This is a genomic window from Pantoea sp. ICBG 828 (assembly GCF_002928355.1).
GTDB lineage: Bacteria > Pseudomonadota > Gammaproteobacteria > Enterobacterales > Enterobacteriaceae > Pantoea > Pantoea dispersa.
In genome coordinates this window covers 146114-158681 of sequence record NZ_POWN01000009.1, presented here as the reverse complement: position 1 = coordinate 158681, position 12568 = coordinate 146114, and the positions used below count along the sequence as shown (strand labels likewise).

General features: G+C 51.3%; 8 protein-coding genes. 5 read left to right on the top strand and 3 right to left on the bottom strand.

The window, feature by feature from the left end; translation table 11 throughout:
- From C1Y43_RS23730 to C1Y43_RS20170, 3 genes are all read left to right on the top strand, one after another.
- Positions 1–109 (top strand): IS3 family transposase (locus tag C1Y43_RS23730; RefSeq protein ID WP_146068640.1); only part of this gene is annotated, 109 nt, incomplete at its 5' end.
- Between the two features lie 68 nt (positions 110–177).
- On the top strand, positions 178–1965 hold the full coding sequence (locus C1Y43_RS20175; RefSeq protein ID WP_348770979.1) for an AAA family ATPase: 1788 nt from the start codon (positions 178–180) through the stop codon (positions 1963–1965).
- On the top strand, positions 1958–3739 hold the full coding sequence (locus C1Y43_RS20170; RefSeq protein ID WP_104189463.1) for an ATP-dependent helicase: 1782 nt from the start codon (positions 1958–1960) through the stop codon (positions 3737–3739). Before C1Y43_RS20175 ends, C1Y43_RS20170 begins: the two co-directional genes overlap by 8 nt.
- A 20-nt stretch (positions 3740–3759) precedes the next feature.
- Here the strand turns inward: C1Y43_RS20170 and C1Y43_RS20165 are convergent, their stop codons facing one another.
- Entirely contained in the window at positions 3760–4782 is a 1023-nt protein-coding gene (locus C1Y43_RS20165) for a hypothetical protein (RefSeq protein ID WP_104189461.1), read from the bottom strand.
- A 291-nt stretch (positions 4783–5073) separates the two neighbouring features.
- Here C1Y43_RS20165 and C1Y43_RS24195 point away from each other — a divergent pair, with 291 nt between their 5' ends.
- Positions 5074–5607: a hypothetical protein gene (locus tag C1Y43_RS24195; RefSeq protein WP_233209866.1), complete on the top strand. Its 534-nt coding sequence runs from the start codon at positions 5074–5076 to the stop codon at positions 5605–5607.
- A gap of 253 nt (positions 5608–5860) precedes the next feature.
- On the opposite strand, the gene C1Y43_RS20155 is transcribed toward C1Y43_RS24195, so the two are convergent.
- Positions 5861–7054, bottom strand: a complete 1194-nt coding sequence (locus C1Y43_RS20155; RefSeq protein ID WP_104189459.1) for a hypothetical protein — start codon at positions 7052–7054, stop codon at positions 5861–5863.
- A gap of 418 nt (positions 7055–7472) precedes the next feature.
- Here C1Y43_RS20155 and C1Y43_RS20150 point away from each other — a divergent pair, with 418 nt between their 5' ends.
- Positions 7473–10952 carry an autotransporter domain-containing protein gene (locus C1Y43_RS20150; protein WP_104189457.1) on the top strand — a complete coding sequence of 1160 codons (3480 nt, stop codon included), beginning with the start codon at positions 7473–7475 and terminating at the stop codon, positions 10950–10952.
- Positions 10953–11316: 364 nt separating this feature from the next.
- Here the strand turns inward: C1Y43_RS20150 and C1Y43_RS20145 are convergent, their stop codons facing one another.
- The gene (locus C1Y43_RS20145; protein WP_104189455.1) at positions 11317–12528 is read right to left on the bottom strand and encodes an aromatic amino acid transport family protein; all 1212 of its coding nucleotides are present in this window, start codon (positions 12526–12528) and stop codon (positions 11317–11319) included.
- Positions 12529–12568 lie beyond the last annotated feature (40 nt).

Sequence of the window (12568 nt, the reverse complement as noted above, 5' to 3'; positions counted from 1 at the left end):
TGATTACATCGAAATGTTTTATAACAGTAAGCGTCGGCATGGCTCGAGCGATCAGATGCCACCAACTGAATACGAAAACAAATATTATCAACGGCTCGAAAGTGTCTAGATTATCCGTGGCGATTCAATAACAAGGTACGCGAGCGTCAGCTCAATCTTACTTACTAAAAAAGGTTAATGATGTATCTGTCTAATTTAAGGATAAGGAACTTCCGGAATTTTGAGACGGTAGAGATTCCTTTGAGTGGTAACATTGTTTTGTTGGGCGAAAACCGCGTTGGCAAAAGCAATCTGCTGCTTGCGATTCGCCTGGTAATTGACCCAACGCTGCCTGATTCAGCCAGGCAGCTCAAGCTGTCAGACTTCTGGGATGGCTGCGACCTTGCAGCAAACCCTGAGATTGAAGTGCATCTTGAGTTCGCCGATTTTGACGGTGACCTTTCACTGTCTGCGCTGTTGACCGATTTTCGTATAGCAGAGGATCCGGCTGTAGCCAGGTTAAGCTACGTTTTCCGTAAAAAGGAAGACGTTGATGGCTCACCTCGTTCGGGTGAAGACTGTGAGTTTATTGTTTTTGGCGGAGGTCAGGAATCGCGCACGGTTCCCGGACGTGTCAGGCGTCGGATCTCCATTGATATGCTGGACGCGTTGCGCGATGCCGAGGCTCAGCTTGCTTCCTGGCGAAACTCCCCGCTGCGCCCTTTGCTAGAAGATGCATTCGCATCGCTGAGCCGGGCCGATTTAGATCGCGTTGCAACTGAACTTCAGGCAGCAACGGAAACCATGGAGAAGTTTCCTTCAGTTAAGAATCTGGAAGATTCTCTGCGTGGTGGCATTCTAGACTTGGCAGGCACGGCCCATGATTTAGATGCTCGCCTTCGTTTTGCCCCAGCTGACCCGCTCAGATTAATGCGTTCAATCTCGATGTTTATTGATGACGGAAAGAGAGGCATTACGGAAGCGAGTCTGGGTTCTGCGAATGTGGCTCTGATATCACTTAAGCTTGCTGAGTTTGCATGGCGACGTCAAAAAAATGAACGTAATTTCTCTCTGCTCTGTATTGAAGAGCCCGAAGCACACCTGCACCCCCAGCTTCAGCGTGCTGTTTTTGACAAGCTCTTCAATAATGCCGATGAAGCGCAATCTCTTATTGTAACGAGCCATTCCCCCACGCTGGCAACCATCGCTCCCCTCGGTTCAATAGTTCGCCTTTGCAGGGACACGGATGGGCGCTCGCAGGCTTTCTCCTTGGCCAAACTGCCCGTAACCAGTGACGAACTCGACGACATTGAACGATATCTGACGGCAACGAGGTCGGAATTGCTTTTTGCGAACGGAGTTATATTTGTTGAAGGTGATGCTGAAGAGGTTCTACTTCCGGGTTTCGCACAGGCGATGGGGCACAATCTCGACCAGCTTGGGATCACGGTATGTAACGTAGCGGGCATTAACTTTGAACCCTACGTAAAGCTGGCTGCCAGTCTCGGACTGCCTTTTTCCGTTATCACTGACTGGGACCCACTCGATGGTACGAAGCAACCACTGGGTAAAATGCGTGCAATATCTATCTGGCAAGCATATGGCAGCGTTTCTGACGAAGTGAATGAGTTGACACCCGGGAATATTATCTGGCTCAACAACCGTTCGTATGAAGACTGCAAACCTGCTTTCGAAAGTATTGGTGTATTTCTGAATGACCAGACGTTTGAAGTCGCCGTGGGCAATACCACTGGCCTTAAAGCCGCCCTGCTGGATATTCTCGATGAACAGGGATTTGGTGCGTTACGTTCATCCAGGATTGCATCATGGCGTGCTGGTCAGAACCCGGATCCTGCACAACTTCTCGCGATGATATCTGATATTGGCAAGGGCCGGTTGGCAGCGAAATTGAAGAAAAAAGCGCCCGGACTGGCACCACCGGAGTATATTGCAGCTGCGATTCAGTATGTGGTGTCCAATGTCTGACCGGCACGCGCTGTCAGCGGCGCTTAAAGAGCTTCTGCCGAACAAAGAGCAATATGACGCTGCCACCGCGCAAGGTCATTGTGTTGTCATTGCCGGACCGGGTAGTGGAAAAACTAAAACGCTGACAACCGCCATGGCGCGTGCCCTCATGGATGATGTTTCTGACCCTCGCGGTGTGGCCTGTATTACCTACAATAATGAGTGTGCATCTGAACTTGAAGAACGCCTGGCCTGCTTTGGCATTGACGGCAGAGATCGAAACTTTATTGGTACCGTGCACAGCTTTGCTTTGACCCAGGTGTTAATCCCCTACTCGCGTTGTATTCCAGGCTTGCTACCCAGTGATTTTCGGGTGGCGACGCGGGATGAGTGCCGAGCTGCGGTTGAGGCTGCTTATCTTGCAAAATTCGGCGCTAACGAGGAGCCTCATGCCCGGTGGAAATTTGCAGAAGAGAAGCGGCGCCGTGACGTGAACAGGCTGTTGCCCTCCTGGCGGAATACCAACCCGGAGCTGGCAGACTTCATCGAAACGTATGAAGCCCAGCTTCGGGGTTCTGGCCTGATTGATTTTGATGATATGCCACTCATCGCCTTCCGTATGATCAGGGAGCATGCCTGGATCCGTAATGCAATCCGGGCGCGCTATCCCGTCTTATTCGTGGACGAATATCAGGATCTGGGTCATGCCCTTCATGAGCTTGTGCTGCTGTTGTGCTTTGACGGTGGAATACGGCTGTTTGCGGTCGGTGATGCCGATCAGTCTATTTATGGATTCAATGGTGCAAACCCGCACCTGCTGGACAGTCTGGTTGCCCGGGCAGAGGTGAAAACCTTCCGCCTTCGTTTCAACTATCGTTCCGGCGCAAAAATTATCAGGGCGTCAATGGGTGCGCTGGGAGAAGAGCGTAATTACCGCGGCCCAGACGGAAGCGTTGAAGGGGAAATTGGTTTTCACGGAATCAGAGGTGAATATGAAGCCCATGCAAGTTACATCGCTCAGGGTTTAATTCCTTCCCTGACTGCCCGGGGATTTCAGCCAGAGCGCATCGGAGTGCTTTACCGGGCAGCCTGGCTCGGCGATAAAGTTGCGGATGCGCTTAAGGCCGAAAATATCCCCCTGATCCGCACTGACGGGAATGCGTTAATAAAACGCGCTTCCCGACTTGCCCGCTTCGTTGAAGCCTGTAGCCAGTGGGTTACAGGGGGATGGAAAGAGGCGTCCCCTGCATTCAATCAGCTCCTGAGCCAGGCCCTCTCTGTGGTTTATGCTCGTCGCGCAAGCCGCCATGAAGTGCAAACTCTGACCGTACAGCTCATCAAGTTTTTACGAAGCGGCATTGACGAAGCTGAAACTGCCCATGAGTGGCTTCGGAGGTTCGACAAAGAACTTATTTCCGGCTGGCGGGCCATCGCGCAGAACCCGCAGTCGGAATGGGACGTAGTGACTGAACTACTGAAACGAACCGATCCTGCTTCAGGGCTGGATATGGCTCTTACCGTATTTGCCGGTAAAGTGGAAGGCACCGGACGTGTCACCCTGAGCACCCTTCACAGTGCGAAAGGCCGAGAGTTTGATGTGGCCATTATGTTTGGGGTCAATGACTATGATTTCCCCGGTAAACGCGATTTCGCCTCAGATAACGCCCTGCGTGAGGCACGGCGGCTGTTTTATGTAGGCGTTACCCGTCCCCGCACTGAGTTGCACATGATTTATAAAGCGGGGAGACATTCTCCCTGGGTGACTGAACTCTATCATCGCAGCCAGCAGGCATAGCGTCAGCTATGCCATCTCATTCAGTTGACAGAAGACACAGCTTTCGAACCACCGGGAGAATGTAGAGGATCGATCAGCACCTCAGTAGCCGGCACGCGAAGCGTCTGCGTGCGCGGGTCTTTATCACTATGAAACTGAAGCGTAACTGAGGAACCAAACGAGGACAGGGCCACAGTGACGTTGTCATGACGGGATGCATAAGGTGGCAGCTCAGCGTCACTGCCTTTGATCCCGTGGCGCGCCAGCACGGTACTCCATTCCTTTTTGACATACACGGTCACACTGTCATGACGAAACCCCAGCACGCGCATGGTCTGGCTGGCCGTATCGGTAAACAGCCCGAGCATAAACGTCACAGCCGTCAGGAAAAGAAACGTAATAGCCAGGTTCCCGGCGCGCATGTCCCGTTCCGCTCTCACGATCGATTCCGGTCCGGACAGCACGAACTTCATCTGTCCCCGGCGCTGCCGGTTAACGTCCAGAACGATGAACCACAGACCCAGCAGGAGCGCGGCACACGCAAGCCGTATATACCAGAGTATCCTGTCGTGCTGAACCGCGAACGCAATGACAACCAGCGTAATCACCGTAAAGGAATGAAAAAGGCCGGCCGCCGGGGTAAACACGACGTGATAGATAAAAGGTCGCGGGCGTTTGTATGTCCGGTAAAACTCGGAGCGCCTTCCGCGAAGCGCAGCAAACTTTCGCCGCAATACTCCGGCTTTATTTCGAACCAACCTGCTCTTCTCTGCAAGCCCGTTAAACCCACGCCTGATAAGGGAAACGTTCGCAAAGCGATAAACAAGATGATAGAAGGAGAGCCCCACGCACATCAGAAAGAAGTAGACGAAGAGCGTGCCCAGCGAGAATACGGTGACGATGTAAAAGATGCGCAGGCTGTCCGCCAGAGACAGGCTGTCTGGAAACCCGCCGTTCAGCGCACAGTACACCATAAAAATGGCGCTGCCCAAACAGAACGAAAGCTTCGTCAGAACGGCAATCGCCTTCTCCGCCACCTCAAATTTTTTCTTCAACTCGTCCATGATCTTCTCCTCTGCCTGTCCGTATGAGGAAGCTAGTGTGCAAAAACATGTAGTAAACATACTCCCGGAATAGAAGACCCTGATATGGCGGCTTCTGGTGCAGGGTTATTTACGATGAACAACGTTAACCGGCTTAAAGTGATTCAGGACGGTGTCGCGACTGACAACAGATCTCGTTGCTGAGTGTCTCGGTATTTCCGACCGGCACTGTCGCCGACTGCTGCCGCGCACACGGCCCGCTGGGTATGGCCGATCGTCGGCACGGAAAACTCAGCTACTACCAGCTGCCCGATGGACTGGCTGCACGTGCGATTCAGATCATCTGCGAACTCTATTGTTCTGAGTTCACGTTCACGTATTTTGAAGCAACGCGCGGCTATCTTTAACAGCACGGTAAGCCATATGTGTTTTACAGCGATACAGCTAGCGTCTTCGCAAAAACAACAAAAATATGGCTGGCGGCGGCAGTCGACACAGTTCGGACACGCGATGCACGAGCTGAACATCACAGGCATTTGCGCCAACATCAGCTCTGCCAAGGATCGCGTGGAGCGTGCGCATATGACGTTGCAGGATCGGCTGGTCAAGGAGCTCAGGCTTCGTGATACCAGTACGCAGGATGCGGCTAACGCGTTTGCCGCTGAATTTATGGCTGACTACAACCGCTGTTTCGCAAAGGCATCGAGGCACGACTTGGGTGTCCACCGCCGCTCGATGCTTACTACGACCTCAACTAGATATTACTTGACACGAGCCGCGCTAGGTCTTGAAAGCGCTAACGCTCTGGTACGATCAAAAGCTGTTATTACTGGAAGACAGCAATGATAGCCGCCGCGCGGTTGGTAAATTTCTGTATACCAAGCAGTACTCGGACGGCCGAGTTGAGCTTATAAGCAACGGCATGATTCTTACCTACTTTAGCCAATAGAAACGCCATCTCTCTGCGCACGTGAAGCTTCGGCTTGAATGACTGTCCAATGAAATCACACAACGCTTTATTCGTTGAGATATGGATTGGACATTATAAAACATCAACATAGCCATGGCCGAAATGAGCTAAAGACCATGGCCGCAAGAACTAAGATCTCTCCACTTTCTTCTCAGGTAAATGCTCAAGCGTCAGAAGTTCATTACCCGCCACTCTGCGACAGTGGGTAACCGCTTCCTGCAGTTCTCCGCGTGTACTGTCGTCATAGTCTTTGTCTAAGACCTGATATTTGAGGCTTTTCTTCCATGGCTCTATTACACTCAACGGACAAATAAGTCGGATATTACCTAAAGAATAAAGTTTAACTGCCTGAAGCAGATAAAATCTGCCATCTTCTGAACGTGCACCTTTCCAGCCTTTTTCCCTAAAATATTCTGACGGATATGAATTGACAGGCACGGCAACAATGTAAGGACTTAAGTCAATTATTCCCGATGTTCTCAGGAACATCGTCAAGATCATGGCGGGTACCATTTGTACAAACAAGCATATTACGAATAGAATAGCTCCCATAATGCCGCCGGTTATCGCAAGTTTGTAGAGCAGACCAGAGCGTCCTTTTAGTCTTAAAAACACAACACCCGGTATTAGAGAAAAAATGATAAGAACCATTGAGATGGCAATGATGGTCAGTGCCTGTCTGATTTCACTTGTACCCTCTGGAAATTCCAGTGTGCGAAGAAATAGCTCAACCGGGAATATCCAGACACTGGCCGCTAGGGCAAAAAGTGCAGGCTGCAGAACATGTGCAAAAAGAACAATTCCGGTTTTCTTCCTAAAGCCCATTTGACTCGTTCGGGTACGGGTGAGACGGGCGTGATGATACACTGAAATCAAAATACTACAGAGCCAGACCAATCCTAATTGTATTGGAACCTTTGGCGTTAATATCCGGGTGGAAAAATTCGATATAAAAAACCACCCAAAAAAAATTAGCGCAGACAATATTGATGTCAGAAAAACATTACGAATATTTTTCTCTGTTAGGTTTTTCGATTGTTCGCTGCTATCAATATCACTATATATAAACAGTCCTGTTAACAGTGAAGGTGTAAACAAAATCACACAAAATAGAAAAACGCTGACGCAGGCAAACACCATCAGATAGCTCAAAAGTGACGAAAAACTGACGCTATCAAAAAAAAGTTCAGGTCGACCGATACGGGCCAGATGCGCCCAAATAAACAATGTCGCTATAACTGTTGAAATTAGCGTTGGCGTTAATAGTGATAGAAACCATGGGCGTATTTTCCTGAGCCATTTCTGACTTGTTTCACTTTTCATCTTATCCCTACCCTTTGAAAACTACATTAGTTGTAAACAATGTCATTTATTTTCCAGCCTTATAATTTAAGATTAAAATATTTTACACCATGTTGCAAATATTGTGCCTTGTATTAAAAGGATACTCTATCCTAATTAGGGCAATAGCAGGATATCGTTTGCTTCAGGAATAATAAGCCTATAACTATTATTTGAGAAAAATAGTTTCACCCATAATAATTTCATGCTGTACCTTAGTATTAAATCGTTTTATTCAAGGCTGCTGACGCTGTCTTATGAAGACTTGTATCTCTCCATGGTCCTTTAAACAGGCGTTATAGCCTCCTTTCCCTGCATTATTCCCCACGTTGTATTTGAGGCCCTCCTGCTAACGTAGCTGCACAAGAACCGTTCTGTTCACATGCTCTATGGATAGCCCATGACTTTCTGCATTCGTTCCCCGGGTATGATTGCCCGGCTGCTCTCAGCTGTTTTACTGATTTCAGCGGCGCCAGCCGCCTTTGCACTGTCGAATGGCTGTGCAGCCGTCAATGCTTTATCAGGATCTACGTCGCTCTCCTTCAGCGCCAACAGATATCCGGCGTCAGATTTTCTTTCAGGTGATGCTCTGACACTGAGCTTTACGGACAGTGGTGCTGCCAGTGGTGGAAGCCCGATGAACGCGGATAGCGTCAGTCTGGCGCAGTACAACCTCAGTAATGCTCAGACCTATAATGCGGCGACCAACTCCACCAGCAGCGCATCGCATTCTGTCACTATTACGGTCCCTGCCGGCAGTCTGCAAACCAACGGCCTTGCCGTCCGTGCTACTACGTCACATGGCCAAATCAGTGATCTGGTTTTTAACTGTACCAGTGCCTCAGCGTCTTCTGCCGATGCGACGCTTGCAAGCCTCACACTCTCTTCAGGAACGCTGTCACCGTCATTCAGCGCCTCTACCAGTACCTACAGTGCATCCGTGTCTGGCAGCGTTTCATCTGTGACAGTGACACCTGTTGTGAACGAGAGCCACGCTACGGTAACGGTTAACGGTTCGGTAGTGACCTCCGGCGCCCCGTCACAGAGCATCAGCCTGACCGCAGGAAGCACAACCAGTGTTTCTGTTGTTGTCACGGCCCAGGACGGCTCGACGGGGGGCTATACTCTTAGCATATCAAGGGCCGAGGTCGCACCCACTGCATCAGACAGCACAGCCTCAGTGGCCGCGAACAGTAATAACAATGCGATTCCGCTTGCCCTGACCGGGGGAAATGCGTCAGCCGTTACGCTTGTAAGTTCGCCTGCTCATGGCAGTGTAACAATCAGCGGAACCACGGCGAGCTATACGCCCGCGGCAGGTTTTTCTGGTACCGACAGCTTTATCTGGCGTGCATCAAATTCCGGCGGTTCATCTGCTGACGCAACGGTAAGACTCACGGTGACCCCGCCGGCACTGATATTTACACCCGCATCAGGTTCACTACAGCCTGCAATTACAGGGAGCAGCTGGACGCAGACGCTGACGGCCACAGGCGGGACATCGCCTTACACCTGGACCAGCACTTCCCTGCCGCCAGGCATTGCGCTTGACGCCGCGTCGGGTACGCTGTCCGGCAGGCCAGCGGCAGCAGGAAGATACAGCTTCCAGGTCACCACAACGGATACTTATGGCGCCACCGGCAATGCCAGCTATGTCCTGACCGTCAGCGATGCCTCCCCGCTGGCGCGTGACAGTACAGCGACAGTGGCAGCAAACAGCCGCGACAATCCGGTTCCGCTTAACATTTCTGGCGGAACGGCCATCTCACTCACGATAATATCCTCGCCCTCACACGGCAGCCTGGTCGTGACAGGGACGGGCGCCTCGTACACCCCGTCCCCAGGTTATGCCGGCAATGACAGCTTCACGTACACGGCTTCAAACAGCAGCGGAACGTCGGCTGCCGCCCGGGTTACCTTCACCATAACACCCGTACTACTGACTCTCTCACCGCCTCAAGGTCAGCTTCCAGGGGCAACAGCCGGCAATGCCTGGCGCCAGAAACTTACGGTGTCAGGCGGAACCGCGCCTTATACTTTCAGCGCAACGGCACTGCCACCGGGCCTTACGCTGAATACAGTAAGCGGGGAGCTTGCGGGCACACCCGCTGCTACAGGCGATTACGCGTTTCAAATTACGGCCACTGACAGTCAGGGCAGCATGGGCACCACCAGCTATACCCTGTCGGTCAAACCTGCAGTGGCGGATACCCTGGCGCTGGGCCCAGCCGCGGGAACGTTGCCTCAGGCAACGGCCGGAAAATCTTACGCGCAGTCCTTTAACGTCACGGGAGGGACCCCACCTTATCGCTGGCAGTACGACGGAAAATTGCCTGAAGGCCTTATTTTTGCTGAAGGACAGCTCTCGGGTACGGCTGTGCAGACCGGCAGCAGTGCTTTTGTTATTAAGGTGACGGACGCGGCGGGGTTAACGCAGCAGGCCAGTTACACGCTTGCAGTCGCCCCGGCTGCTCCCGCCGCGGTCGACCACAGCGTCTCGCTGGCCGCAGGGCAGTCGGTGACTATCGATTTGACAGCAGGCGCCACGGGTGGCCCGTTCACCGGCGCTCAGCTTCTGGATCAACCGGACAGTCATCTGGGCTCGGCGAAAATAGTGCGTTCCGGCGAGAATTATCAGTTGCAGTTCACCGCTGCGGCGCAGGCCAGCGGTTCTGCTGCGCTTCGCTATGTGTTAAACAGCCCTGCTGGCACGACTGCAGCTGCCCGGATACTGCTGTCTGTTACCGGTCGCCCGGATCCCTCACGCAATGCAGATGTGATCGGCATGGTCAGCGCACAGTTTCGGGCCGCCCAGAACTTTGCACGCGCGCAGCTGAGCAACTTCAGCGATCGCCTGGAGCAGCTGCATGCCGGCAACGCATTGCCCACTGACATGCGCGGCATTCGTTTCGCCATGCCATCGGCACGTCCCGAGCATGATGCCGATCGGAACATGTGGGCATCCGCCTGGCAGCAGCAGAAAGCCTTCCAGAATGAACGTCCGGAATCGCCTGCCCTGCCCTCGCTTCCCTTCTCCGGCAATGGAGAAATCCAGCGGCTCTCATACTGGACAGGTGGCTATGTGGATTTTGGCGGAGATCGGGCTGACGGTATCCGCTTCAGCCATACCACCGTTGGCATCACCACTGGCGCAGATTATTGGTTCACTCCCGCTTTCACAGCCGGCATGGGCATAGGCTTTGGACGCGACGTCAGCGACATTGGTGACAGCGGTACGCGGGCAAACGGACGGGCATTCAGCACCGCTCTGTATGGCAGCTATCATCCTGGTGCATATTTTGTGGATGGACTGCTGGGCCACGGCCTGATGGATTTTGACAGCCGGCGTGCCGTAAGCGATACCGGTGCAGTCGCCCGCGGCAGCCGTTCAGGACGGCAGGTATTTACCTCGCTGACGACAGGCTACGAGTTTCGCTCGGCCGAGGGTCTTATCTCGCCTTACGGCCGTCTGCAGTATTACCGGACCTGGTTTGACGGTTTCAGCGAGACCGGCGCGGGTGTCTATAACCTTGCTTTCGCTCCGCAGACGGTGTCACAGGCCACGAGCGGTGCAGGTCTGCGCGCAGAGCGTATGCTCCCCGTACGCTGGGGCGCATTACGCCTGCAGGGCCGACTTGAATATGCCCAGCGTCTGACTGATACCGGAAAAGCGCGGATGGGGTACGCGGATACCGGTAATGATACCTGGCAGATAGCGCTGACGGAACCGAGCCGTCAGAGTGTCATGCTGGGAACCGGTATTGATTTTCTGCTGCCCTATGGCATTACCCCGGGCATCGCCTATCAGGGCACGCTGGGCCTGGACGCACAGCTCACGCGCGATCAGATGGTCATGATACGCGTAAATGTCGGGTTCTGACGTAAACATTCAGGCCCGGCGAACCTTCCGGGGGACTGTTAGATCGGCCGGTCACCCCGGCCGGTATGAGATGCCCCCTTTGCTCAGGGACTAGCCCCTTTAAAATAGCAAGTGTGACTTACATCACTTAAATCTGAATATCCCTTACCGGATTAGAGGCGTGCTTAGAGGTATACAACGAACAAATTTTCAAATAACTTTTTGCCACTCATTCTAGTCTGGAAAAACAGAGATGCATGGATATTGCATTACTGATTGCTTATGCAGGAAGCATCATGAGACAGGGAAAGCCCGAACACATAAAGGCCTGCCCTGTACGACGTAATCATGTTTTCTTCTCCTTTTATCCATGTTGCATAAGCTGTCAGTGGATGAAAACTTCTGAGACCATTAAAATCCACATTATCGTACCAATAACCAAAAATAATTTTAATGCATTATTGCTCAAAGGAAAGTTATAGGTCGCTTCAAGACATTTTTTTCGGGCCACAAGAAGTAAAACCGGTGGCAGTAATACTGCCCATATAACAAGTGCTATGCCAGCATAGGAAATGGCAAGCAGAAAGCCATCCGGCTTGATTATGCAAAACAGAGCTGGCGGTAAATACGTCAAAAGAACAGGTAATATTCCTTTTTCTTTCGTCATCCGACTTTTCAACAGATCTCGAAAGTAGTCACACAAGCCTAATGAAGCTGAAAGCAAGGAAGATAATATCGCAAACATCGCGAAGAAAACCAGAATGATTTCCATTGATGCTGCCGCTTTCGCTCCTTCAATCATTCTGATAAAAGGGCCTATATTACCGCCAGCAACTTTAATCTCGGAGAAAGTAGCCTTATCAACCACTCCCATAGATATGGTTAACCAATAATAATAGATGAGTGCCGAGATAAAGACTCCTGCGCATAAGCTTCCTACAACTTTTTTATAATTGGCTTTCCCATAAATTTTTATTAGCGATGGAATACTCCCATGAAAACCAAACGCTATAATACAAACAGGAATTACCAAGGCAAGGGAAGATATGCCATTCAATACTGGGTTATCACTTAGATATTGAAGCTTGACGCTTTCAATTAAACCACCAGTAGCAAGAAAAAAGGTTATAAACTTAGCTGCAACGAAAAAAGAAATAACGTAGCTTGCTAAAGTCCCGCCCATGTAAATCAGAGATGAAACCAAAAAAGTAACCAGCAAAACAGACCACGTTGTACCATTAATGCCGAAAATCTCGTTAAGCACACCGGAAAAGGCAGATGAAGCACCAGATATATAGGCATACGTTATCAAATAGAGAACAAACAGAAAGCTTGCATTAATAACAAGGCTTGCCCTGTGACCCAAGAGATCTTTTGTAAAAGTATGGAAGCTAGTCCCGGATGGGAATCTAAGATTTACATCGACCAGCATTAGTCCGGTAAGCAGCATGAAAAATGCTGAGATCGCTAGCGTGATCACTCCTTTTGTGAACCATACATTTTCAAGAGCCAGAGGAAGCGCAAACATGCCCCCACCCACTATCGTTGCAACCACTAAGGCTGTTCCATGGCTGAGCCCGGTGATATTTTTCATCATATTCCATTATCAATGATGCCCGGCAAAGGCCGGGCAAAAG

What these genes read in the sequence shown, in the direction of transcription:
- C1Y43_RS20175 (WP_348770979.1), top strand. Translation starts at nt 178, where the DNA reads ATGATGTATCTGTCTAATTTAAGGATAAGGAACTTCCGGAATTTTGAG.
- C1Y43_RS20170 (WP_104189463.1), top strand. Translation starts at nt 1,958, where the DNA reads ATGTCTGACCGGCACGCGCTGTCAGCGGCGCTTAAAGAGCTTCTGCCG.
- C1Y43_RS20165 (WP_104189461.1), bottom strand. Translation starts at nt 4,782, where the DNA reads ATGGACGAGTTGAAGAAAAAATTTGAGGTGGCGGAGAAGGCGATTGCC.
- C1Y43_RS24195 (WP_233209866.1), top strand. Translation starts at nt 5,074, where the DNA reads ATGGACTGGCTGCACGTGCGATTCAGATCATCTGCGAACTCTATTGTT.
- C1Y43_RS20155 (WP_104189459.1), bottom strand. Translation starts at nt 7,054, where the DNA reads ATGAAAAGTGAAACAAGTCAGAAATGGCTCAGGAAAATACGCCCATGG.
- C1Y43_RS20150 (WP_104189457.1), top strand. Translation starts at nt 7,473, where the DNA reads ATGACTTTCTGCATTCGTTCCCCGGGTATGATTGCCCGGCTGCTCTCA.
- C1Y43_RS20145 (WP_104189455.1), bottom strand. Translation starts at nt 12,528, where the DNA reads ATGATGAAAAATATCACCGGGCTCAGCCATGGAACAGCCTTAGTGGTT.